The sequence below is a fragment of the Gemmobacter aquaticus genome, from assembly GCF_007859075.1.
GTDB lineage: Bacteria > Pseudomonadota > Alphaproteobacteria > Rhodobacterales > Rhodobacteraceae > Gemmobacter > Gemmobacter aquaticus.
Window position 1 is genome coordinate 49,470 of record NZ_VOAK01000020.1, and the last position, 23,334, is coordinate 72,803.

Consider the following 23,334-nt stretch of genomic DNA (forward strand, 5'->3'; position numbering starts at 1 on the left):
TGCGCCTTTTTCGTTTCAGCGCGGCGAAAGCGCCTGCGAAAGCGACTGTGCAAGCCGCATCAGGTTGACCGCCTCGACCCGGTAGCCGAAGGGATCGTCGCCCCGCGCGCCTTCAGCAAGCGTGATGGCATCGGCCCAGTCCCAGTCCTGCACATAGGGTGATCCGGTCAGCAGCTGGCCAAAGCCGGCGATTGCGGCGGCAAAGCGGGCGTCCGCATCGGCGGGCGCGTTCTGTGCGGTGATCGGAGCCTCGATCAAGGTGCTGTCCGCAGAGCCTGGTGCCTTGTAGCGCAGGCGCAAGAAGCCAAGCTCGGCGGCATCAATCGGGGCGGGTTCTGATCCATAGCGCAGCGGATCGGTCAGCCGCGCGGGGCTCTCTGGTGCGGTGATCTCGTAAAGCGCCGTCACCTGATGGCCCGCGCCGATCTCGCCCGCATCCACCCGGTCGTTGTTAAAGTCCTCGCGGTTGAGTGCGCGGGTCTCATAGCCGATCAGCCGGTATTCCGCGACTTGGGCGGGGTTCCATTCGACTTGCACTTTCACATCATTCGCTAGTGGGAAGAGCGCACCTGACAACTGGTCCACCAGCACCTTCCGGGCCTCCTGTGCCGTATCGATGTAGGCGGCGAGGCCATTGCCGTTCTGGGCCAGCGCCTGCATCGTCACATCATCCAGATTGCCGCGCCCAAAGCCCAGAACCGAGAGGTAGGTGCCTGACTCGCGCTTTTGGGCGATCAGGTCGATCAGTTCCGAGGGGTCACTGATCCCGAGGTTGAAGTCGCCATCGGTGGCCAGCAGCACGCGGCTGACCTCGCCGTCGCCTGCCATGCGCGCCGCAACTTCATAGGCCAGCGTCAACCCTTCGGCGCCGGCCGTGCCACCACCGGCCTGCAAGCGGTCCAGTGCGGCTGAAACGGCGCCGGTGTCGCCGGCGGCGGTCGGCTCCAGCACCACGCCCGCGGATCCAGCATAGGCGACGATTGCCACCTGATCTTCCGGGCGCAGTTGCGGCAGGGTCAGGCGCAGCGCCTGTTTCAGCAGAGGCAGCTTTGCCGGCTCATCCATGCTGCCCGAAGTGTCGATCAGGAACACGAGGTTCAGGGCCGGGCGGTCGGCGATGGCGGGCAGGCGCCCCTGCAGCCCGATCCGCACCAGCCGGGTGCCCGCGTTCCACGGTGTTTCAAAGACAGAGACATCGGCACGGAACGGTGCCTCCCCTTCAGGCGCTGGATAGGCATAGGGGAAATAGTTCACCATTTCCTCGATCCGCACGGCCTCGGCCGGGGGCAGGGTGCCTGCGTTCAGGCTTTGCCGGATCACCGTCCATGAGGCCGTATCCACATCAATCGAAAAGGTTGAAACAGGCTCTTCGGCCGTCACCTTCACGTGGTTCGCCTTGGCATTGGCAAAGTCCTCGGTCGTCGCGGGCGGCGCAGGCGCGATCTCGCCCTCCATCGGCACCGCCGCCACAATCGCGGCACCGACAGCGGCGTCCTCGGCAAGACCCGTTGGCGCCTCGGCACGTGACTGGGCGGGGGGAGAGGCCAGAGCCGGCGCGCTCTCTTCGGCCACCATGTCCATCATCGGGGCCTCGGACGCGGGCGCCATCTTGGCCTGCGGAGTGGCGACGACCACGGCTTCGGGTTCCGCCACGGGCATCTCGGGTGCTGCGGCCGGTTGCGGGGCGAGTGGCGGCGCGCCAACGCGCGGCATCCAGTCGGGCGAAAAGACGACAACGGCGGCCAGCGCCGCGACAACAGAGGTCGATGCGGCCAGGACGCCCGGCCGCGCAAGGGGTTTCAACATGGTCCAGACTCCGCTCAGCAGGCCCGACCGTTTCGGGCTTGCCTCACTGGAACGCGGCGCATCTGCAATTCCTTGGGGCGCGTCGTGCAGGTCATCGAAATTCTTCATCGCGGCTTCGAGGGCCGCCATGCGCGCCTGCGATCCGGGGGCAGGCGGGGGGGCCTGCAATGCGGCCCGCAGCCGGTCAAGATCGTCGGTCATTGCGCCTCCTCTTGCGCCATGCGGCGCAGACGCTTCTTCACTTCGGACATCCGCCAGGCGACGGTTCCCTCGGATACGCCCAGCACCTTTGCGGCCTCGGCCTGTGTCAACTCCTCACCCAGGACCAGTGCGACCGTATCGCGCAGATCGGGGCCAAGCCGGGCCATCGCATCTTCAAGCCACAACCGGGCCTCGCGCTCGGTGCTGGCCTCATCCTGCCGCGCGATTTCCCAGTCGCCCCAGCCGTCGGCCGCGCGCGAGCGGGTCATCTGGCGGCGGCGCAGGTCATGGGCCGCGTTCATCACCACCCGGTAGAGCCAGGTGGTGAACCGCGCTTCGGCCCGCCAGCCCGCCAACTTTGCGGGAAGGGCCGCGCAGATGTCTTGCGTCAGATCCTGCGCATCGGCGGCTGAACCGGTCAGTCGCCAGGCCAGCGCATGGATGCGATCGTAATGCCGCGTCACCAGCGCGGCAAAGGCGGCGCGGTCTCCGCCTGCGGCGGCCAGTGCCAGGGTTTCATCCGGTGTTTCCATGCGCATGACGCTAATCAGACGCATCTGCCGCCGCAATCCTTGGAGGTCGCTTGCGAAAAGGTGGGCACTTGCGAAAACTGTCACGCCGCCCGATATCGAGCGGAACAGCAGGAGACGTGCATGGAACTTTTGAAGCTGCCCGAACGGCCGAACTGGCGTGACCGGGCGCGGGATCTGGGCTTCAACTTCGCCGATATGTATGGCGAACCCTATTGGGATGAGGGCCATGTCTGGCGGTTCACGATGGGTCAGATCGAGGGCTGCATCGAAGACCCCTGCACCGAGCTTCACGCCCTCTGCCGCGAGGCGGTGGGGCGCATCATCGGGTCCGAGGCGCTGATGGTGCGGATGGGGCTTCCGCGGGCGCAGTGGGACTTTATCGCCGACAGTTGGGCCCGGGCCGAGCCCGAGCTTTACGGGCGCTTTGATCTGGCCTTTGACGGGACAGGGCCGGCCAAGCTTCTGGAATACAACGCCGACACCCCGACATCGCTTTACGAAAGCTCGGCCTTTCAGTGGCTGTGGCTGGAAGATCAGATTAAGGCCGGCGTCCTGCCCGAGGCAGCCGATCAGTTCAACGGAATCCACGAGGCGCTGGTCGAACGCTTTGCCGCGATATGCGCGCCCGGTCAGGACCTGCATTTCGCCGCGATGAAGGATTCGCCCGAAGACTATGGCACGGTCGAAACGCTGGGCTGGGCCGCACGCGAGGCGGGTTTGGGCGCGCATTACACCGACCTGCAATCGATCGGGCTGACGGCGGATGGCCAGTTTGCCGATAGCGAGGATCGGGTGATCGGCGCGCTGTTCAAGCTGTATCCTTGGGAGGATCTGTTCGCTGACGATTTCGCGCAGTATCTGGCCTCGTCCGGCTGCCGGTTCATTGAGCCGCCGTGGAAGGCCCTGTTGTCGAACAAGGCGATCCTGCCAATGCTCTGGCAGATGTTCCCGGATCATCCGAACCTGCTGCCCGCCTATTTCGTGGGCGAGGAAGGCGCGGGGCTTGAACATGGCCATGTCGAAAAGCCGATCTTTTCGCGTGAGGGAGCGGGCATCAGGATCGTGCAGAACGGTGCGGTGATCGAGGCCTCTGACGTGGCCGATTATGATGCCCATCCGCGCATCCGGCAGGCCTATCACCCCCTGCCGCAATTTGAGGGCTGGCGCCCGGTTCTTGGGGCGTGGATGGTGGGTGAGGCCTGTGTGGGTCTTGGGGTGCGGTCCGACCGCAGCCGCATCACGCAGAACCTGTCGCGGTTCCAGCCGCATGTTATCTTGGATTAAGCGAGGAGTGGGGCAATGAAACGGTCAGGTCACGTTGCGCTGGCGATCCTCGGGGCGGCGGCCTTCGGGCTGGCGGGGTGTCAGGAAACGGCAACCGATGCGGCAAGCTTTCCTGATCTGGACAGCTGCCTGAAGGCTGCGACGCAGGACGGCTGGTTCACCGCAGACGATTGCCGCACGACCTTTGCCGAGGCGGAATTGCTGCATGACGAGACAGCGCCGCGTTACGACAGTGCGGCGCTCTGCGAGGAACAGCATGGTGAGGGGAACTGTCAGCCCGATGCCTCGGCCGGCCCGGCAGGCGGGGGCGGTGGGTCGATCTTCATGCCGCTGATGATGGGTTATCTTCTGGGCAGCGCGCTTTCGGGTGGCCGTCCCGTGGCGCAGCCGGTCTTTGGGCGTGCGGGCGGGGGGTATTCGACGCCCGCCGGAACCGGGATCAGCCGTCTTGGCGCATCCGGCAAGGTGCCGACCGAGGCCTTTGCGAAAGCCCCCGTCACCAAGGGCCAGCCCGCCATGACCCGCGCGACCGTGGCGCAGCGCGGCGGGTTCGGGACGACCGGGGCAGGCCGCAGCACCTCCACCGGCGGCTGAGGGAAAGAGAAAGGGGGCGCTCGCGCCCCCTCTGGCCCGTGCCGGCCCATTCACCCCCTGAGGATATTTGAGAAAGGAAAGCGAGCACAGAGGCGCGCTTTCCCTGCCCGTCATCAGATGCTGAGGCAGATGTATTTCATCTCGAGATAGTCCTCCATCCCGTGATGGCTGCCCTCGCGACCTAGACCCGATTGCTTGACCCCGCCAAACGGCGCGACCTCGGTCGAGATGAGGCCGGTGTTGACGCCCACCATCCCGTATTCCAGCGCTTCCTGCACACGGGTGATGCGCCCGATGTCGCGGGCAAAGAAATAAGAGGCGAGGCCGAAGATCGTCGCATTGGCCTTTTCGATCACCTCTTCTTCGGTCTCAAACCGGAAGAGCGGTGCGACCGGGCCAAAGGTCTCTTCATTGGTGACGGTCATTTCGTCGGTCACGCCGGTGAGAACCGTGGGTTGGAAGAACGACCCGCCAAGCTCATGCCGCGCGCCGCCGAGGACGACCTTGGCGCCCTTGGCCGTGGCGTCGGCGATGTGCTCCTCGACCTTTTCGACCGCGTCCATGTTGATGAGCGGGCCGAACTGGACCGGATCTTTCAGGCCGTCGCCAACCTGCGACTTGGCCACAGCCGCGCGCAGCTTTTCAGCGAAGGCATCATAGACGCCGGACTGCACATAGATGCGGTTCGCGCAGACGCAGGTCTGGCCGTTGTTGCGGAACTTGGAGATCATTGCGCCTTCGACGGCCTTATCGAGGTCGGCGTCGTCAAAGACGATGAAGGGCGCATTCCCGCCCAGCTCCATCGAGCATTTCATCACCTGATCCGCAGCCTGACGCAGCAGGATCCGCCCCACTTCGGTCGAGCCGGTGAAGGTGAGTTTGCGCACGACCGGGTTCTCGCAGAATTCCTTGCCGATGTCCGAGGCGCGTTCCGAGGTGATAACCGACAGGATGCCCGCAGGCAGGCCCGCGCGCTCGCCCAGCACCGCGAGGGCCAGCGCCGAGAGCGGGGTTTCCGAAGCGGGGCGCGCGACGAAGGCGCAGCCCACGGCAAGCGCGGGGCCGCATTTGCGGGTGATCATCGCATTGGGGAAGTTCCAGGGCGTGATCGAGGCGACCACACCGATGGGCTGCTTGATCACCGTGATGCGCTTGTCGCGTTGATGGCCGGGGATCGTTTCGCCGTAGACGCGCTTGGCCTCTTCGCCAAACCATTCGATGAAGCTGGCGCCATAGGCGATCTCGCCCTTGGCCTCGGCCAGCGGCTTGCCCATTTCGGCGCAGAGGATGGTGCCCAGATCATCCTGGTTCGCCATCATCAGGTCAAACCATTTGCGCATGACCGCCGCGCGTTCCTTGCCGGTGCGGGCGGCCCATTCCTTCTGCGCCTTTGCAGCGGCGGCGATGGCGCGGGCGGTTTCGGCGCGGCCGAGGTTCGGCACACGGGCGATCACGTCGCCACGGGCGGGGTTGGTCACTTCAAAGCTGGTGCCGTCGTCGGCGTCGATCCATTCACCGGCCACATAGGCCTTGGTGGCGAGCAGGGACGGATCTTTGAGAAGCGAGCGAAGATCAGTGACGGAATCAAGCATGCGGGCCTCCTATGTCCGGATGCGGGAACAGAAGGCAGGTTTTTGTCACCCTGTCCAGTTCGATCACGCCAGACTTGGGGTAATTTCGTGACTTTTGATCAAATTTATGATCTGGAGTTGGAATGCATCCGCTCGATATAGGCGCGCATTTCCTCGGCCTCTTGCCGGGCATCCCGCAAACCGTCCATCGCGGCGCGCAGTTCGGCCTCGGTCTGGCTCAGCTTGTTGCCCAGTTCCGACTCGCGCTGTTCCAGTTGCATGACCGCCTCGTCGCGCGCCTCCTCGGCATCGTGGAGCGACTGCGCCAGTCGTTCAAGTTCCCCCATGTCATCGGTCGAGCCACGGCGGAACCGCTGCACGATCAGATGAACAAACCAGCCCAGAGTGAAGGCCAGCAGCAGCACGATGGCCGTGGCGACGACAAATTCGTTGCGGTTCATGCGGCAGTCCTGTCTTGCGATGCGGTCAGTTGCGGTCAGGGCGGGGGCGGGGCTTCAGCTTGGCCTCTTTCGGCGCGACCGAGGGGCTGAGGTCCTTGGAGAAGTCCGGGGCTGCCTCGGATGCTGCGGCTGCCTCGGCTGCGGGCTGATTGCCTGTGGCGCCGGCATCCGCAGTCTGCTCGCCATCGGGGGCCGTGGCGACCTCGGGGCTGTCGACCGGGGCCTGCAGGTTGAACTCGATCCGGCGGTTGGCCTCGCGGCCTTCTTCGGTGCCATTGTCGGCGATCGGGACGCCTTCGCCATAACCCTTGGCCACCATCCCGGCGACCGGAACGCGGCGACCCTGCAGCGCCAGAAGCACCGCCTCGGCCCGCGCCTGGCTGAGCGACAGGTTGCCGCCAGTTGAACCTTGCGCATCGGTATGGCCTGCGATTTCCATCTTCATCGCCGGGCATTCCAGCAGGATCTTGGCGAGTGCATCCATCGTCGCGTTTGCATCGGTCGTGATCTCGGCCGAACCGGGCGCGAAGGTGATCTTCTGGCGCGAGACGACCGCGTTCAGGTCTTTTGCGCATTCCTCGGGCGTCGGAAGGGCTGCGAAGGGGTCAAAGGCCTCGTCATAGCGGACGTCGATCTTGAAGGACTGGCCCTGACCCAGCTTGTCAGACAGAACCTGCGCCACGCGGGCGCGTCCATCCTGACGGCCGGTAATCCCCGACACCTCGACCGTATCCGCGCGGACGGTCAGGTTCCCATGATGCAGGATGGACAGCGCCTCGAGCCCTGCCAGCACCCGGACGGGCCAGCCTTCGGGAAGCGCATCATCAAAGCGGGTCGCGGTATAGACGTTGTCGGCCCCGAAACGCGCCTTGGCGAAGGCATCGACCGAGGTTTTCAGCAACTCATCGGTCAGGCGCCCGCGTAGCTGAACCTTGCCCTTTTCAGACAGCTGCGCCGTAAAGTCGGCAGGCCCGGCAAGCGCCCCATCCGACTTTGGCGGCAGCGTGGATTTCAGCGAAAAGACGGCGGGAAGGTCGGCCTGCAACTCTCCGACCACGCGGTCAAACGTGGCCTGCGGCGTGCCCGGATCGGCGAGAAGCGTCACATCGGCGTCCGAGAAGGTTATCGAGCCGCCGCCAAGATCGGTCACGGCGGTGATCCCGGCTTCGACCGCGTCGGCCCAGCTGGGTGTCGGCACGCCCAGACCGATGGTGCACATGATCGCCCCTTCGACCCCTGCGACCTTGCCCAGTTCAAGAATGCGGTCCCGTGCGGCATCGGTATCGGCAGAGCAGGCGTCAAAGCGCGCACCCTCGGCATCCTTGATGAAGCGAAGCGTAAACGGCGTCAGCACCGGGCGCGGGGCCGAGATTTCGATGCTGACCTTCAGCCCCTGGGGGCGGATCTTGGCCAGCTCTGTTTCAAGCCGCCGCTTCTGGGCATCGCTGTCGGAAATCGCCGTGATGTCCACAGAATCGGCCGAAACCGAGACCTTGGAGCGTGGCAAGAGCTTGAGCGCCTCGGTCCCGAAATCCAGCGCGGCGGCCCAGGTCTCGGGCGCGGGGAAGGCCGCGGTTTCCAGCATGTCGGAAACAGGAAGACTGCCGGCAAAGCCCAGGATTTCGTCCCGGAGCGCAGCATCTGCATTGGGGGGCGGGGCATTGGGATCGGTTCCAACGGCGGCTGGCAACAGACCGATCAGCGAAATGCCATCCGTGTTGCGCAGCATCTCGACCGAGAACTTCGGGGGCTCGATGGCGCGGACCGGGGCCACATCCAGGCGGTCCCGCACGCGGCTGCTTTCGATCACCGTGCCCGCAAGGTTCAGGGCGCGAAAGCGCGCGGCCTCGTTCGGCGCGGTGCCGTGCAGGCGCACCTGAAGCCCCGAGGCGCGCACGTCGGCCCATGTCATGCCCGCCGTCAGCAGGACCGAACGCACTTCGGCCTCGGACTTGTTCTCGATGACCATGGCGCCGGTCCAGGCAGTCAGGACCGCTGCAATCCCCGCGCCGACAAAGGCGGTCGTGGTCAGCAGGGAGGACGGGATTCGCATATGGGGGCCTTGGTTCCGGTCGGTTGATCATGTGCTTACGGCGCGGCGCCGCAAGGATCAATCAAAGGGCGGCTGCACCGGCAAGAAACAGCGCAAGGATCAGCCCGGCATCGCGGTTGCTGCGGAAGAGATGCAGGCACAGCCCCGGATCCGTCGTATCCAGCCGCAAAAGCTGCCACCGCAGATGCGCGCCAAAGGCCATCAGGCCGATGATTGCCACCAGCAGCGAGGCCCCCGGCGCCTCGATCAGTGCGAGGATGACGCCCGCGCCCATCAGGGTCAGCGCCAGCACCAGAAAGCGCCGCAGCCAGGCCGGGGTTTCGGCATCACCGAACAGGCGCGCGGTTGACTTCACGCCGATCAGCGCATCATCGTCCTTGTCCTGATGGGCGTAGATCGTGTCATAGAACAGCGTCCAGGCAATGCCGCCCAGCCAGAGCAGGAGCGGCGGCCACGACAGGCTGCCGGTATGGGCCGCCCAGGCGACAAAGATGCCCCAGTTGAAGGCGACACCCAAAAACACCTGCGGCCACCAGGTGAACCGCTTGGCAAATGGGTAGATCGCAACTGGCAGTAGCGAGACGATGCCCGCGACGATCGTGGTCGTATTGAAGCTGAGCAGCACGGCCGCCCCGATCAGCGTCTGCACCACCATCCAGACCAGCGCCTGCCGCACCGTGACCTGCCCGGATGGCAGGGGACGCGATCGGGTGCGGGCCACCTGCGCGTCGATGTGACGGTCGGTGATGTCATTCCAGGTGCAGCCCGCCCCGCGCATGACAAAGGCCCCGATCCCGCAGCCAAGCGCAATCCACAGATCCTGCCAGCGCGGCCCTGCCGGGTCGGCGGCCATGGCAAGGGCCAGCGCCCACCAGCAGGGAATCAGCAAAAGCCAGGTGCCGATCGGTCGATCTGCACGGCTCAGTCGCAGATAGGGCCGGCTTGCGGCCGGTGCCCAGCGGTCAACCCAGTTGCCCCGCGCGGCATCCGCGACCTGTTGGTCGGGCTCTGGAATTCCGGTCGGGTGGGGCATAGTCTGGGCTCATGTCAGATGCGAAGATCAGGCTCTATGTAAACCACCCGCTTTGTCCGGGGCAATCGGTGCCCCTGGACGAAGATCAGTCGATGTATCTTTTCGCGGTCATGCGCCGTGCGGTCGGTGACCGGGTTCTGTTGTTCAACGGACAGGACGGCGAGTGGCTGGCCGAGGTCGCGCAGGCATCGAAGCGACGCGGGGTGCTGGTCTGCCAGACGCAGACCCGGCCATTGCAGCCGCCCCCCGATGTCTGGCTGCTCTTCGCGCCGGTCAAGAAGGCCGAGACGACCTATATCGTCGAAAAGGCGGTTGAGCTCGGCGTGGCACGGCTCTGCCCGGTGCAGACCGCCTTCACCAACTCGGACCGCTTCAACCGCGACCGGATGCAGGCCAATGCGCGCGAGGCAGCCGAACAATGCGGCGCAACGCTGGTGCCGGTGGTTGATGAGCTGGTCTCGCTGGAGCAGCGCCTTGCGGATTGGCCCGCGGACCGCCGTATCCTGTGGTGCAACGAGGCGAAGGCGGGGGTGGCGACACGCCTTGGCGCCGAGGCGCGTGGGCAGCCCTGGGCGATCCTGATCGGCCCCGAGGGGGGCTTCTCGGACCGCGAAAGGGCGCGCATATCCGCTGTGCCGCAGGTGGTTGAGGCGAGCCTCGGCCCGCGTATCCTGCGGGCCGAAACGGCGGCGGTCGCGGCCTTGACGCTGTGGCAGGCTGCCCTGGGGGATTGGCTATGATCCGCCCCGAGGCATTGGCGGCGCTGTCGCGGTGGCGCGAGGCCCTGATGGCGGCCTGCATTGTCTGTACGGGCGTCTGGCTGTGCGTGCTGGGCGGGCTGATCCTGATTCCGGTCGGGATGGCTGCAATCGCGCTTGGCGTGGGCCTTGGCGTCATAGCCCTGCGCCGCCTTCGCTTTGTCCACGATGCCGGCGGCCCCGGCGTTGTAGAGCTTGACGAGGCGCAGATCGGCTGGCTTGGCCCCGAGGGCGGCGGCTACCTTTCGCTGCGCGAACTGGCCGAGTTGCGGCTGATGTCGCGCGGCAGCCGTCGGTTCTGGCGCTTGAAGCAGTTGGACGGGCAGGCCCTGCTGATCCCGGTCGATGCCAGCGGCGCGGAGCGGCTGTTTGATGCCTTCACCGCCTTGCCGGGGATGGACAGCAACGCCCTTGTCTCGGCGCTCGCCACCCCCCCAAGTGCGGCAGCAGATGCGCTTGGCCCGGTGATCTGGCACCGGCCGGATGGGCGCTCGCGCATCGGCCCGGCTTGACTTACCCCGCGCCCCGCGCCACCTGTTAGCGCCCGATCCCGGCAGCACGGAGTTTCCAATGTCGATCCCTCAAAGCGGCGGTGGCCTTATCGAAAGCTTTGACCAGCTGGCGGGCTATATGGAATCGGGCTGCAAACCGCGTCAGGACTGGCGGATCGGAACCGAACACGAGAAATTCGGCTTCCTCGAGGACAGCCATGCTCCCTTGCCCTATGACGGGCCGCGCTCGATCCGGGCGCTACTCGAGGGGCTGCGCGACCGGTTCAACTGGCAGCCGGTGCTGGAGCAGGGCAAGATCATCGGCCTTTCGCGCAATGGCGCGAATGTCTCGCTGGAACCCGGCGGGCAGTTTGAACTGTCAGGCGCGCCGCTGGCCACGACGCATGAGGTGGCGGCCGAACTGCAAAACCACTTCGATGAGGTGCGCGCCGTCACCGAAGGTTGGGGCGTGGGCTTCATGGGGATCGGCGCCGCGCCGGAATGGCGGCATGAGGATATGCCGGTCATGCCCAAGGGGCGCTATCGGCTTATGACGGATTACATGGGGCGCGTCGGCACCCATGGCACGCAGATGATGTATCGCACCTCGACCGTGCAGGTGAACCTCGACTTTTCCTCCGAGGCCGACATGGTGCAGAAGCTGCGTGTTGCGCTGGCGCTGCAACCCGTGGCGACCGCGCTCTTCGCCTCGTCGCCGTTCTTCGAGGGTAAGCCCAATGGCCATCGCAGTTGGCGTTCGCGTATCTGGCGGGGGCTGGATGACGCGCGCACCGGCATGCTGCCCTTCGTCTTTGAAGAGGGGATGGGCTTCCAGCGCTATGTGGACTGGGTGCTGGATGTGCCGATGTACTTCGTCTACCGCGACGGACACTACATCAATGCGCTTGGGCAAAGCTTCCGCGATTTCCTGAAGGGAGAGCTTCCGGCATTGCCGGGCGAAAAGCCCACCCTTTCGGACTGGGCCGACCATATGACGACGGTCTTCCCCGAAGCGCGGGTCAAAAAATACATCGAGATGCGCGGCGCCGATGTGGGCGATCAGGCCCATATCGTCGCGCTGCCAGCCTTCTGGGTGGGCCTGATGTACGATCAGGGCGCGCTGAATGCGGCCTGGGATCTGGTCAAGGGATTTGACATTGACACGCGAGAGGGGCTGCGGGTCGCGGCCTCGGTCTCGGCGCTGCAGGGCGAGGCCGGGGGCGTCAAGCTTGCCGATCTCGCGCGTGAGGCTGTGCGGCTGAGCGCCCAGGGTCTTGCCGCGCGCGGGTATGGCGAGGAGGCGCATCTGGCGCCCCTGCAGGCCAGCCTTGCCACGGGTCTTGTGCAGGCCGACCGCTATCTTGCCGCATGGCAGGGCGAATGGCAGGGCAGCCTTGCCCCGATCTACGCCGCCGCGCGGCTGTGATCCGGCACCAGCACGGGGGGCGATGACGCCCCCTATTTCTTGCCGATTTTCGGTTCGGTCCCTGCGAGGATGCGCTGGATGTTCGCGCTATGGCGCCAGAAGATCAGCGCGGCCAGAATGATGCCAAGCGCGATCATCTGCGGCTGGCCAAAGACCCACATCCAGATCGCCACACTTGCCGCCGCAACGAGGGCTGACAGCGACGAAATGCGGGTCACGATCGCCGTGACAAGCCAGGTACCGCAGGCGGCAAGCCCGACGGGCCATGCCAGCGCCAGCAGGGTGCCAAGGAAGGTCGCGACCCCCTTGCCGCCCTTGAAGCCCAGCCAGACCGGATAGAGATGGCCAAGGAACGAGGCAAAGGCTGCCACCTGTGCGGCATCGCCTGCACCGGTCAATGCCCGCGCGATCAGAACGGCGATGCCACCCTTGCCCGCATCAAGCAGGAGCGTCGCCAGAGCCGCGCCCTTGTTGCCCGTTCGCAGGACGTTCGTCGCCCCGATATTGCCCGAGCCGATCTGGCGCAGATCGCCCAGACCCAGCATCCGGGTGATGACGATACCGAAAGGGACCGAGCCCAGCAGGTAAGACCCCACCGCCACAAGGCAAAGCAGCAGCGGGTCAGTCGTGAAGGTGGGCATGGGCAGTCACTCTCCGGCGGCGTAGACGCGGGCACCGCCCACATAGGTTGCCAGCACCTTACCTTCCATGCGGCTGCCGTCAAAGGGCGTGTTCTTCGACTTTGACCGCAGCTTGAAGCGGTCCAGCACAAAGGGCGTGTCGGGGTCGAACAGCACCAGATCAGCCGGCGCGCCGAGTGCGAGCCGCCCTTGCGGCAGGCCCAGCCTGCGCGCGGGATTGAGGCTGAGCGCGCGCCACAACTCGGCCAGGCTCAGGTGCCCGGCGTGGTAAAGCCGCATCGCGGCGGGCAGCAGCGTCTCAAGCCCCACGGCGCCGGATGCGGCCTCTTCATAGGGAAGGCGCTTGCTTTCCTCGTCTGCGGGCGTGTGCTGCGACGAGATCACCTCGATCAGGCCCGAGGCCACCGCCTCGACCATCGCAAGCCGGTCGTCCTCGGACCGAAGCGGCGGGGTGAGCTTGAAGAAGGTACGGTAATCGCCCACGTCGATCTCGTTCAGCGTCAGATGATGGATCGAGACGCCGGCGGTGACATCAAGGCCGTTTGCCTTGGCGCGCTCCAGCGCGGGCAGGCTGCGGGCGGTGGTGATCTGGTCGGCGTGGTAGCGCGCACCCGTCATCTCGACCAGCGCGAGGTCACGGTCCAGTCCCATGCGTTCGGCCATCGGATGCACGCCGGGCAAGCCACGCAACGAGGCGAACTTGCCGCTGGTGACAGCAGCCCCTTTCGACAGACCCGGTTCCTGCGGATGGCCGATCACCAGCGCGCCGAGGCTGCGGGCATAGGTATAGGCACGCGCCAGCGCCTTGGTGTCGGTGGAGACCGCATCGGCATCGGTAAAGGCCAGGGCGCCCGCATCGCGCAGAAAGCCGATCTCGGTCATCTCGCGGCCCTGGCGGCCCTTGGTCAGCGCGGCCATGTGGCGGATGCGCACGGGGCTCGCCTCGGCCGCGCGGCGGGTCACGAACTCCAGCACTTCGGGGGTGTCGATGGCGGGGTGGGTGTCAGGACGGGCGATGATCGTGGTCACGCCCCCTGCCGCCGCCGCAAGCCCGGCCGAGCGAAAGCTCTCACGGTGACGCTCGCCCGGCTCACCGATCTTCACGCCCAGATCCACGATCCCCGGAGCGAGGCAATGCCCGCCGCAGTCGATGACCTCGGCGCCCGCCGGTGCTGCGCCATTCAGCGCGGCAATCACGCCCGCCTCGACGGTCAGCGTGCCGAGGGCATCAGACTGCGCCTCGGGGTCGATCAGGCGGGCGTTGGTGAAATGCAGCGTGGTCATGCGGCACCTTTCTGAATGTCGCGGATCAGGTTCAGCACGCGCTGTCCCTCGGCGAGCCGTTCGAGCCGCAGGCTTTCGCGCGTGGTGCCGCGCGGGCCGCTCAGGGCTTGGGTCAGGGTGATCGTCTCGGGCGCGGGGCCGTCGATATCGACGATGGTGGATGGGGTCACCGTCATCTCTTGCCGGACGCTGCCGACAAGCGGCCAGCGGATCTCGACCAGCGCGCGCCGGTTGGTCAGGGTGTAACGCGCGAATTTCGACCGCAGGCGCGGCCCCCAGGCCCGCCAGAAGGCAAGCTTCAGGCCGACAGCCAGAAACGGCAGGCCCGCCAGCCAGATCGGCCCGTCCTCCCTCGCCTTGTCCATCCAGAACATAGAGAAAGCGATGAAGGCCAGCCCGAACACGATCTCGCCGGGTTTGGAGAGGTCGGGCCGTGCGCCCCCTTCGGGACGACCTTGCCAGATCATACGTTCGCCGGGTGCAAGATCGGTCACACCATGGCCCCTACCGCGCGCGCACCGCGTTCGGCGCGCAGGTTGCGGGCGAGCAGGTCCATGCAGGCCATGCGCACAGCGACCCCCATCTCGACCTGGTCCTGAATGACGCTGCGGTTGATGTCATCAGCGATCTCGCCGTCAATTTCCACCCCGCGGTTCATCGGGCCGGGGTGCATCACGATGGCCTCGGGGCTGGCATAGCCCAGCTTTTCGGCATCGAGACCGTAGCGGTGGTAATACTCGCGCTCGGACGGGATGAAGCCGCCGTCCATCCGCTCTTTCTGAAGGCGCAGCATCATCACGACATCGGCGCCCTTCAGGCCTTCCTTCATGTCGTCATAGACCTCGCAGCCAAACTCGGCCACGCCGGATGGCATCAGCGTTGGCGGCCCGATCAGGCGGATGCGGTTTTCCATCTTGCCCAGAAGGATCAGGTTGGACCGGGCGACCCGGCTGTGGGCGATATCGCCGCAGATCGCCACGGTCAGCCGCTGGATGCGCCCCTTGGCCCGTCGGATGGTCAGTGCGTCAAGCAGCGCCTGCGTGGGGTGTTCGTGCTTGCCGTCGCCTGCGTTGAGCACCGCGCAATTCACCTTGCTTGCCAGCAGGTTGACCGCGCCCGAATGTGGGTGGCGCACCACAAGCAGGTCAGGGTGCATGGCGTTCAGCGTCAACGCGGTGTCGATCAGCGTCTCGCCCTTTTTTACCGAAGATTGCGCGACGCTCATGTTCATCACGTCGGCCCCAAGGCGCTTGCCTGCGAGTTCAAAACTGGCCTGCGTCCGGGTCGAGTTCTCGAAGAACATGTTGATTTGCGTCATGCCCGCCAGCGCGTCCGAGCTTTTGATCGTGCGGCGGTTCAGCTCGACATAGCGTTCGGCCAGATCCAGAACGCTTCGGATCTCGTCCGGGGCCAGATGTTCGATGCCGAGAAGGTGGCGGGCGCGGAATGACATGACGATCTCCCTCGGCAGCGTGTGGCGGGGTTATAGGCAGGGCGGGCAAGCGGATCAATCGGGGAAATCCCTCTCTCCGCATCCGGGCGCCGCATCCGGGCGTGGCGGCAGGCCGTGCCGGGTGATAGGGTCCGCGCATGGGAATCGAGAGCGACATCCTTTCTGACTGGCATGCCTCTGCTGCGGCCCTGCAATGGCTGCAGGAACTGGGCGCGCTTGATCCGGTGGGTGAGATGCCGGTCGACCGCTATGCGCTGGCCGAGCGCGAGGCCCCCGCAACCCGTCCGCAAGCCGCGCCCGCACAGCCGGTGGGGCGCCCGCCTGTGCCCGCGTCAGAGCCACCAGTAGCGGTAAAGGTCGATCCGGTGGCGGTCGCGGAAGCGGCTGCGGCCCGCGCCACTACGCTTGATGCGCTGCGCGAGGCGATGGCGGCATATCCGCATTGCGACCTGAAGAAGGGTGCGCGCAATACGGTGTTCTGCGACGGCAATCCACGGGCGCGCGTCATGGTGATCGGAGAGGCGCCCGGCCGCGACGAGGATATGGAGGGCCGCCCCTTCGTCGGTCGGGCAGGGCAGCTTCTGGACCGGATGTTCGCAGCCATCGGCCTTGGCCGCACGAACCCGGATGCCGAGCGCGCTCTCTACATCACCAATGTCATGCCGTGGCGCCCGCCATCGAACCGCGAACCGCTGCCTGAGGAAATGGCGATGATGGTGCCTTTCCTGCGCCGCCACGTCGAATTGGTTGATCCCGAAGTGATCGTCGTGATGGGCAATACGCCTGCCACGGCGATTCTGCGTCAGCGCGGGATCACCCGGTTGCGCGGAAACTGGACCCAAGCCTGGGGCAAGCCCGTGCTGCCGATGCTGCACCCGGCCTATCTGTTGCGCAATCCGGTTGCCAAGCGAGAGGCCTGGGCCGACCTTCTGCTTCTGCAATCGCATCTGCAGGGCTGAGCGTACTTAGGGAGTCATCGCCTTGCGCTGCCGTTCGCGCCGCAGACCAAGTTGCCGTTCGCGCCAGATGATCAGGATCCCCGCCACGATGACAAGCGCCGCGCCCGAAAGCGTCGTCAGCGTCGGCACCTCGGAGAATATGAAGTAGCCGATCAGCAAGGCAAACAGCATCGACGCATAGTCGAAGGGCGCGATCAGCGAGGCATCGGCCTCGCGATAGCTGGAGGTGAGCAGGATCTGCCCTATGCCGCCCAGAAGCCCCGCTGTGATCAGAAGGGCGGCCTCGGTCGGGGTGGGCCAGACCCAGCCGAAGGGCAGGGTGATCAGAGACAGCAGCGTGGCCGTCATCGAGAACCAGAAGACGATGGCAGCCGTCTTTTCGCTATCGACCAGCTTGCGGACAAAGACCTGCGCGAGTGACGCAAAGACCGCGCCGCCCAGCACCAGCATCGCACCAAGCGCCTGCGCATGGCTTGCCCCGCCCACGATGGTCAGGCGCGGCCAGAGCACGATAAGCACCCCGGCAAGGCCAAGGGCAACCGCACTGATGCGAAAGGCGCGGACCGTTTCGCCAAGAAACATCGCAGCAAAGACCACGGTCAGCAGCGGCGCGGCATAGCCGATCGCGGTCACCTCGGGCAGGGGCAGGAAGGCAAGTCCCGCGAAGCCCAGCCCCATGGCGCAGGTGCCCATCAAACCGCGCCAGACGTGCCCCAACGGGTTGGAGGTCCCAAGCCCCGTGCGCAACTCGCCACGCAGCGCCAGCCAGACCATGATCACCGGGATGGCGAAGAACGACCTGAAGAACACCGCCTCGCCCGCTGGCACCCGGTCTGCCGTGGCCTTGATCAGGCTCGACATCACGATGAAGACAAGCACAGAGGCCACCTTCAGCGCGATCCCGCGCAGGGGCCGCTGCGGGGGGCGTTCCGGCGTGTTGTGGGGCATGGTCGTTCCTTTCCCCGCATCAGTTGCACCATGCGCGAGGCGGTGCAAGATCTGGCAGGGGTTGCGGCGCACCTGCGCTTTGCGCTTCACTGGCCGCAGAACAGGAGATCACCATGCCCCAGACACCGCTTTCGGATATCATCGTGCAGGGGAGGGGGCTTGCCCCGGCGGATCTGGTGCTGCGGGGCGGGCGGGTCTTTGACCTGATCACGGGCGAGTTGCTTGAGGGCGATGTCGCGATCTGTGGCGGGGTGATCGTCGGGGTCTTTGATCACTATGAGGGGCGCGAGGTCATCGACGTCAGCGGCAAGATCCTTGTCCCGGGCTTTATCGACACGCATCTGCATATCGAAAGTTCGCTCGTCACACCCTATGAGTTCGACCGCTGCGTGACCCCACATGGCGTGACGACCGCGATTTGCGACCCGCATGAGATCGCGAATGTCTGCGGGCTGGAGGGCATCGGCTATTTCCTTGAGGCATCAGGCCACACGGTCATGGACATCCGGGTGCAGCTTTCCTCCTGCGTGCCCTCGACCCATATGGAGACGGCCGGCGCGCGGCTTGAGGCTGCGGATATTGCCCCGCTGATGGATCACCCGCGGGTGATCGGTCTGGCCGAGTTCATGAACTTTCCCGGTGTGCTGAACCAGGACCCCGGTTGCATGGCCAAGCTTGATGCGTTTCGTGGCCGCCATATCGACGGCCATGCGCCGCTTCTGTCGGGGCGCGATCTGAATGGATATATCGCCGCCGGTATCCGGACCGAGCATGAGGCAACCACTGCCGCCGAGGCACTGGAAAAGTTGCGCAAGGGCATGCGGGTGCTGATCCGCGAAGGGTCGGTCTCGAAAGACCTGCACGCGCTGGCCCCGGTTCTGACAGAGCGGACCTCGGCCTATTGCTGCTTCTGCACCGACGACCGCAATCCGCTGGATATCGCCGAACATGGGCATCTCGACTATCTGATCCGCACGGCGATCAGCCTGGGCTGTTCGCCACTGGCGACCTATCGCGCAGCCTCGCTGTCGGCTGCCGAGGCCTTCGGGTTGAAGGATCGCGGGCTGATTGCCCCGGGCAAGCGCGCCGATATCGTGGTGCTGTCCGATCTGGCCGATTGCCGGCCCGAGATGGTCTTTGCGGGGGGCGTGCGGGCAAGCGATGCGGCCTTTGCCGCGCGCAAGGTCATACCGCCGGTTGCGCGCCATTCGGTCAAGGCGCCGCAGGTCTCGGCGCAAGATTTCCGCACCGGTGGCAACCGTACCGAAACGCCTGTCATCGGCATCCTGCCCGGCAAGATCATTACCGAGCATCTGACTTTCGATATCGCGCCCGACGGCGGCGACAAGCGCCCCGACCTTGCCCGCGATCTGGTGAAAATCGCCGTGATCGAGCGGCACGGCAAGAACGGCAACCGTGCCACCGGCTTTGTCAAGGGCTTTGGCCTGCAACGCGGAGCCATCGCCTCGACCGTCTGCCATGACCACCACAACATCGCCGTGGTCGGGGTTGATTACGCGGACATGGCGCTCGCCGCGAACCGGTTGACCGAGATTGAGGGCGGGTTCGTGGTTGCCGAGGGCGGTCGTATCCTCGCCGAACTGGCGCTTCCGGTGGCCGGGCTGATGAGCCTGCAGCCCTTCGAAGTGGTGCGCGACGACCTGATCACCCTGCGCGCGGCAGCCAGATCACTGGGCGTCGTGCTGGAAGAGCCCTTCCTGCAACTGGCTTTCCTGGCCCTGCCGGTCATTCCGCATCTGAAGATTACCGATCACGGCATGGTGGACGTGGACAAGTTCGAGGTGCTGCCCTGAAACGGGCACGGCCTTCGGGCCGTCACCGGGGAACGACAAAGCCCCGCCGAAGGGCGGGGCTTTTGCTGTCTAGGCCGTTGTTTTAATTGGTGGAGCCAGGGAGGATCGAACTCCCGACCTCTTGAATGCCATTCAAGCGCTCTCCCATCTGAGCTATGACCCCACCGGGTATCTTCTTGATTTGCTTCGCTTTCTTCGGCTCTCGCCTCTGTCTGCGTCGCTGCATCGCGTCGATGCGGGCTATCTAGGGTATGTCGCGGGGGGGTGCAAGAGGTATTTTGCCCTCCCCGCGCCGAATTTTGCCGGCCCTTGCCTCAGACGTCTTCCTCGTCACCGGCGACATCTGCCAGATCGTCCAGCGAAACGTTGTCGTCGGCATCTTCTTCCAGAAGATCATCGTCCAGCTCGGCATCGTCGGTCACGCCGGCGCCCAGCAGTTCGTCATCGGTGTCCAGATCATCGACCAGCACATCGTCCTTGTCGGGGGCACCGCGCGAAATCACCGAAGCGGCGAGCTTGCGGCGTGCGCTCTCGATATCCACGACCTCGCCGGTGTAGGGGCTGATGACCGGGGTCTTGTTCAGGTCGTAAAAGCGTTTGCCGGTGGTCGGGCAGACGCGCTTCGTACCCCATTCTTCGTTGGGCATGGTTCTTCCCTTGAACATGGCCGGAAGCGGCCTGAGACGGGCTGACCCCACGAGGATCAACCTGAGAAAAATGGCCCATGCCACAGGACGCCAGCACTGTCAAAACCTTTTGCGCATGGATGTGAAAAGCGCAGCAGTCCCTTGCGGCACAAGGGCGCGTCGCTATGCTGACCCCGCCCTGGAAGGAGCCCCGATGCCGGTTCTGCCGCCCTCTGATCCCGGCCAAACGCCGATCGAGATCACCCTGCGCCGGTCGGCGCGCGCGCGCCGGTTTTCGTTGCGTGTGTCGCGGCTTGACGGGCGGGTCACACTGTCATTGCCGGCCCGTGCGCGCGAGGCGGATGCCTTGGCCTTTGCCCGCGCCCAAGAGGATTGGCTACGCCGCGCGCTGGCATCGGTGCCGTCCGAGGCCACGCTGCGATTCGGTGCCGGGATTCCTTATGAGGGGCAGATGATCGTCCTCGCGCCGGGAACGGCCCGCGCGCCGCAGATCGTGGGCGATTCGCTTCTGGTGCCGGGGGATGAGGCGCAACTTGCGCGCCGTGTCGCAGCCTTCCTGAAGACGCGCGCGCGCGACAGGCTGGTCGCGGCGTCCGACCGTTTTGCTATCGCCCTTGGCCGGCCGCATGCGGGCGTCACCTTGCGCGACACACGGTCACGTTGGGGCAGTTGCACCCATGATGGACGGCTGATGTACAGCTGGCGCCTGATCATGGCCCCGCCTGCCGTTCTGGACTATGTCTGCGCGCATGAGGTGGCGCATCTGGCGCAGATGAATCACTCACCCGCCTTCTGGGCCGAAGTGGCGCAACTGATGCCCGACTACCAGCCTTGGCGCCAATGGCTGAAGCGTCATGGTCAGACGCTGCATGCCTACAGGTTCGACGGGTCTTGACCGCCCCCTTGCGCGGGTGTTGGCTGCGCGAATGAACGCTCCACGCTCGACCGATCCCGCCGCACATGAGCGGCTTTACCGCGCCCTGCGATCGCAGGTGATGCATGGGGAGATTGCGCCCGGACAGCCGTTGACGCTGCGGGGACTTGGGAAGCAGTACGGGGTGTCAATGACCCCCGCGCGTGAGGCGGTGCGGCGGCTGGTGGCCGAAGGGGCGCTCTCGCTGTCATCCTCGGGGCGGGTTGCGACGCCCGAGCTTTCGCCCGACCGTATCGAAGAGCTTGCGGCGATCCGCGCGCTGCTTGAGCCGGAACTGGCCGCCCGTGCCTTGCCGCGCGCGCATTTCGCGCTGATCGACCGTCTGGCCACGATCAACGCGGCCAATGCCGAGGCGGTGGCGCGTCAGGATTCGGTGGCCTATATCCGCACGAACCTCGAATTCCACCGCACGCTCTATCTGCGGGCGCAGGCCCCTGCGATGTTGGCCATGCTGGAGACCGTCTGGCTGCAGCTTGGCCCGACCATGCGGGCGCTCTATTCCCGCCTGCGCCGAAACGAGCCGCCGCAACATCACCGTATGATCCTTGCCGCCCTGCGCGCGGGCGACGAGCCTGCGCTGCGTCTGGCCGTGCGCACCGATGTGACGCAGGGCCTGCGCCACCTTGCCGGCTGAGGCGCCTCTGGGCATAGTTTCCGCCAGATCAAGCGGAGAGCGACATGACCTTTCATATCGGGGCCAAACCGGGCGAGATTGCCGAAACCGTGCTGCTGCCGGGCGATCCCTATCGCGCCCGCTGGGCCGCAGAGACCTTTCTGACCGATGCCGTTCTGGTCAACGAGGTGCGCGGGATGTTGGGCTATACCGGCACCTGGAAAGGACACCGGGTGACCATTCAGGGCAGTGGCATGGGCATGCCGTCGCTGTCGATCTATGCAAACGAACTGATCCGCGATTATGGCGCACAGACGCTGATCCGCATCGGCTCGGCAGGGGCGCTTCAGCATCATGTGAAGGTGCGCGATGTCGTTCTGGCGATGGCGGCCTGCACGGCGGGCTCTCCGTCACGGACGATCTTTCGCGAACTGAATTTTGCACCCACCGCCGATTTTGGTCTGCTGAAGGCCGCTTATGAGGCGGGGCAGGGGCGTGGCGTCGGGCTGCATGTGGGTGCGATCCATTCCTCGGACACGTTCTATGACGAGCGCCCGGACCTGAGCGAGCAATTGCAGCGCCACGGGGTGCTGGCAATCGAGATGGAGGCGGCCGAGCTTTACACCCTTGCCGCCCGCTATGGGCGCAGGGCATTGGCGGTGTTGACGATTTCGGACCACATCCTGACCGATGAGGCACTTCCGGCTGATCAGCGCGAGCGCAGCTTTGCCGACATGATCGAGATCGCGCTGACCGCGGCGTTTGCCTGAGACCTTCGATTTTCGACTTGCATGAACCGATTCGTCGGGCTTTTCTGCCTTCCCTCCTGAAGAAAGGCCCGGCAGATGCAGCAACGGCAACTAGGCAGACAGGGTCCGATGGTGTCAGCCATCGGGCTGGGCGCGATGTCCTTCGGTGGCATCTTCGGGCCCACGACCGAGGCGGAAAGCCACGCATGCCTCGATGCGATGTGGGATGCGGGTATTACCTTCATCGACACGGCGAATATCTATGGCATGGGTGTCAGCGAAAGCGTGATCGGCAGATGGCTGGCAAGCCGCCGGGTGCCGGTGACGATCGCAACCAAGGCCTCTATCGTCAGCGGCCCTCCGCGCCGGATCGACAATTCCGCCGCCCATCTGCGCGCCGAGCTTGATGCATCGTTGAAGCGGCTTGGGGTGGAGCGTGTTGATCTTTTCTACATCCACCGTCGCAACCCCGACGAACCGCTCGCTGAAGTGATCGGGGCGTTGCGCGATCTTGAGCGCGAGGGAAAGATCGGTGGCTATGGCCTTTCGGAGATCTCGCCCGAGACGCTACGCGAGGCACATGCGATCCACCCCTGCCTGGCCGTACAGAACGAATACTCGCTATGGAGCCGCCAGCCAGAACTGGGCCTGATACAGGAATGCGCCCGGCTGGGTGTCGCATTCGTCGCCTTCTCACCCTTGGCGCGGGGCATGCTGGGACACGTGCCATTGCGCCTCGATCAGGTGCAGGACGGGTTTCGCGGCGCGAACCCAAGGTTCACCGAGCCGAATTTCAGCCGCAACATCGCGCGGATCGACAGCTTCCGGGAATTCTGTTCAGCGCGGGGCTGGTCGGTGCCTGCCACGGCGCTGGCTTGGGTGATGTCGCGCGGCGATCATGTGATCCCCATTCCGGGCACAAGACGGGCCGAGAGGCTGCGCGAATGGCTGCCGCTGCCAAGCCTGTCGGCCGAGGATCTTGCGGCCATCGAAGCGGTCTTGCCTGCGGGATTCGCCGCCGGTGACCGCTACGGCGATCACCAGTTGCAAAGCATCGAGCGCTATTGCTGACGGCCCGCGC

At 65.4% G+C, this 23,334-nt stretch carries 23 protein-coding genes and 1 tRNA gene; 11 read left to right on the forward strand and 13 right to left on the reverse strand.

Going from position 1 to position 23,334, the window contains the following annotated elements; all coding sequences use genetic code 11:
- Positions 1–15: 15 nt before the first annotated feature.
- Together FQU74_RS09945 and FQU74_RS09950 are read right to left on the reverse strand one after the other, a co-directional pair.
- The gene (locus FQU74_RS09945; RefSeq protein ID WP_421800975.1) at positions 16–1,914 is read right to left on the reverse strand and encodes a vWA domain-containing protein; all 1,899 of its coding nucleotides are present in this window, start codon (positions 1,912–1,914) and stop codon (positions 16–18) included.
- Between the two features lie 89 nt (positions 1,915–2,003).
- Complete coding sequence (locus tag FQU74_RS09950; protein ID WP_146286640.1) at positions 2,004–2,540, reverse strand: RNA polymerase sigma factor; 537 nt, start codon at positions 2,538–2,540, stop codon at positions 2,004–2,006.
- Positions 2,541–2,660: 120 nt separating this feature from the next.
- Here FQU74_RS09950 and FQU74_RS09955 point away from each other — a divergent pair, with 120 nt between their 5' ends.
- The gene (locus FQU74_RS09955; protein WP_146286321.1) at positions 2,661–3,824 is read left to right on the forward strand and encodes a glutathionylspermidine synthase family protein; all 1,164 of its coding nucleotides are present in this window, start codon (positions 2,661–2,663) and stop codon (positions 3,822–3,824) included.
- 15 nt (positions 3,825–3,839) lie between these two features.
- A complete protein-coding gene (locus FQU74_RS09960) occupies positions 3,840–4,418 on the forward strand; it encodes a DUF1190 domain-containing protein (protein WP_146286322.1) in 579 nt (192 codons plus the stop codon).
- Positions 4,419–4,531: 113 nt separating this feature from the next.
- Here FQU74_RS09960 and FQU74_RS09965 read toward each other — a convergent pair whose 3' ends face one another.
- The 4 genes from FQU74_RS09965 to ubiA form a co-directional block, all read right to left on the reverse strand.
- On the reverse strand, positions 4,532–6,010 hold the full coding sequence (locus tag FQU74_RS09965; protein WP_146286323.1) for an NAD-dependent succinate-semialdehyde dehydrogenase: 1,479 nt from the start codon (positions 6,008–6,010) through the stop codon (positions 4,532–4,534).
- A 104-nt stretch (positions 6,011–6,114) separates the two neighbouring features.
- The gene (locus FQU74_RS09970; RefSeq protein WP_146286324.1) at positions 6,115–6,450 is read right to left on the reverse strand and encodes a hypothetical protein; all 336 of its coding nucleotides are present in this window, start codon (positions 6,448–6,450) and stop codon (positions 6,115–6,117) included.
- A 25-nt stretch (positions 6,451–6,475) separates the two neighbouring features.
- Positions 6,476–8,503, reverse strand: coding sequence for an OmpA family protein (locus FQU74_RS09975; RefSeq protein ID WP_146286325.1), 2,028 nt, complete (start codon positions 8,501–8,503; stop codon positions 6,476–6,478).
- A 61-nt stretch (positions 8,504–8,564) separates the two neighbouring features.
- Entirely contained in the window at positions 8,565–9,536 is a 972-nt protein-coding gene (gene ubiA, locus FQU74_RS09980; RefSeq protein WP_146286326.1) for a 4-hydroxybenzoate octaprenyltransferase, read from the reverse strand.
- 11 nt (positions 9,537–9,547) lie between these two features.
- Here ubiA and FQU74_RS09985 point away from each other — a divergent pair, with 11 nt between their 5' ends.
- The 3 genes from FQU74_RS09985 to FQU74_RS09995 are packed head-to-tail and all read left to right on the forward strand — an operon-like array spanning position 9,548 to position 12,211.
- Positions 9,548–10,276: a 16S rRNA (uracil(1498)-N(3))-methyltransferase gene (locus tag FQU74_RS09985; protein ID WP_146286327.1), complete on the forward strand. Its 729-nt coding sequence runs from the start codon at positions 9,548–9,550 to the stop codon at positions 10,274–10,276.
- Positions 10,273–10,806 (forward strand): hypothetical protein, encoded by a 534-nt coding sequence (locus FQU74_RS09990; RefSeq protein WP_229704370.1) that lies wholly within the window; start codon positions 10,273–10,275, stop codon positions 10,804–10,806. The genes FQU74_RS09985 and FQU74_RS09990 overlap by 4 nt, the downstream gene beginning before the upstream one ends.
- A gap of 58 nt (positions 10,807–10,864) precedes the next feature.
- A complete protein-coding gene (locus FQU74_RS09995; RefSeq protein ID WP_146286329.1) occupies positions 10,865–12,211 on the forward strand; it encodes a glutamate--cysteine ligase in 1,347 nt (448 codons plus the stop codon).
- A 32-nt stretch (positions 12,212–12,243) separates the two neighbouring features.
- Here the strand turns inward: FQU74_RS09995 and plsY are convergent, their stop codons facing one another.
- From plsY to FQU74_RS10015, 4 genes are read right to left on the reverse strand one after another with little or no spacing between them, the layout of a single operon-like run.
- A complete protein-coding gene (gene plsY, locus FQU74_RS10000) occupies positions 12,244–12,852 on the reverse strand; it encodes a glycerol-3-phosphate 1-O-acyltransferase PlsY (protein WP_146286330.1) in 609 nt (202 codons plus the stop codon).
- A 6-nt stretch (positions 12,853–12,858) separates the two neighbouring features.
- Positions 12,859–14,136 carry a dihydroorotase gene (pyrC, locus tag FQU74_RS10005; protein WP_146286331.1) on the reverse strand — a complete coding sequence of 426 codons (1,278 nt, stop codon included), beginning with the start codon at positions 14,134–14,136 and terminating at the stop codon, positions 12,859–12,861.
- The gene (locus FQU74_RS10010; RefSeq protein ID WP_146286332.1) at positions 14,133–14,630 is read right to left on the reverse strand and encodes a hypothetical protein; all 498 of its coding nucleotides are present in this window, start codon (positions 14,628–14,630) and stop codon (positions 14,133–14,135) included. Before FQU74_RS10010 ends, pyrC begins: the two co-directional genes overlap by 4 nt.
- On the reverse strand, positions 14,627–15,589 hold the full coding sequence (locus FQU74_RS10015; RefSeq protein ID WP_146286333.1) for an aspartate carbamoyltransferase catalytic subunit: 963 nt from the start codon (positions 15,587–15,589) through the stop codon (positions 14,627–14,629). The genes FQU74_RS10010 and FQU74_RS10015 overlap by 4 nt, the downstream gene beginning before the upstream one ends.
- 137 nt (positions 15,590–15,726) lie before the next feature.
- Here FQU74_RS10015 and FQU74_RS10020 point away from each other — a divergent pair, with 137 nt between their 5' ends.
- Entirely contained in the window at positions 15,727–16,548 is an 822-nt protein-coding gene (locus FQU74_RS10020) for a uracil-DNA glycosylase (protein WP_146286334.1), read from the forward strand.
- A gap of 6 nt (positions 16,549–16,554) precedes the next feature.
- On the opposite strand, the gene FQU74_RS10025 is transcribed toward FQU74_RS10020, so the two are convergent.
- Entirely contained in the window at positions 16,555–17,496 is a 942-nt protein-coding gene (locus FQU74_RS10025; RefSeq protein WP_146286335.1) for a DMT family transporter, read from the reverse strand.
- 113 nt (positions 17,497–17,609) lie between these two features.
- Between FQU74_RS10025 and ade the strand changes: the two genes are divergently transcribed.
- Positions 17,610–19,310: an adenine deaminase gene (gene ade / locus FQU74_RS10030; protein WP_146286336.1), complete on the forward strand. Its 1,701-nt coding sequence runs from the start codon at positions 17,610–17,612 to the stop codon at positions 19,308–19,310.
- An 87-nt stretch (positions 19,311–19,397) separates the two neighbouring features.
- Here ade and FQU74_RS10035 read toward each other — a convergent pair.
- Positions 19,398–19,473: transfer RNA gene (locus tag FQU74_RS10035), tRNA-Ala, on the reverse strand.
- Positions 19,474–19,624: 151 nt separating this feature from the next.
- Positions 19,625–19,957 carry a TIGR02300 family protein gene (locus tag FQU74_RS10040; RefSeq protein ID WP_146286337.1) on the reverse strand — a complete coding sequence of 111 codons (333 nt, stop codon included), beginning with the start codon at positions 19,955–19,957 and terminating at the stop codon, positions 19,625–19,627.
- Positions 19,958–20,150: 193 nt separating this feature from the next.
- On the opposite strand from FQU74_RS10040, the gene FQU74_RS10045 reads away from it, so the two are divergent.
- The 4 genes from FQU74_RS10045 (at position 20,151) to FQU74_RS10060 (ending at position 23,324) form a co-directional block, all read left to right on the forward strand.
- Positions 20,151–20,852: a M48 family metallopeptidase gene (locus FQU74_RS10045; protein WP_146286338.1), complete on the forward strand. Its 702-nt coding sequence runs from the start codon at positions 20,151–20,153 to the stop codon at positions 20,850–20,852.
- A gap of 31 nt (positions 20,853–20,883) precedes the next feature.
- Entirely contained in the window at positions 20,884–21,525 is a 642-nt protein-coding gene (locus FQU74_RS10050; protein ID WP_146286339.1) for a GntR family transcriptional regulator, read from the forward strand.
- 44 nt (positions 21,526–21,569) lie between these two features.
- Positions 21,570–22,274, forward strand: coding sequence for a purine-nucleoside phosphorylase (gene deoD, locus FQU74_RS10055; RefSeq protein ID WP_146286340.1), 705 nt, complete (start codon positions 21,570–21,572; stop codon positions 22,272–22,274).
- 108 nt (positions 22,275–22,382) lie between these two features.
- Positions 22,383–23,324, forward strand: a complete 942-nt coding sequence (locus FQU74_RS10060; RefSeq protein WP_308423076.1) for an aldo/keto reductase — start codon at positions 22,383–22,385, stop codon at positions 23,322–23,324.
- Positions 23,325–23,334 lie beyond the last annotated feature (10 nt).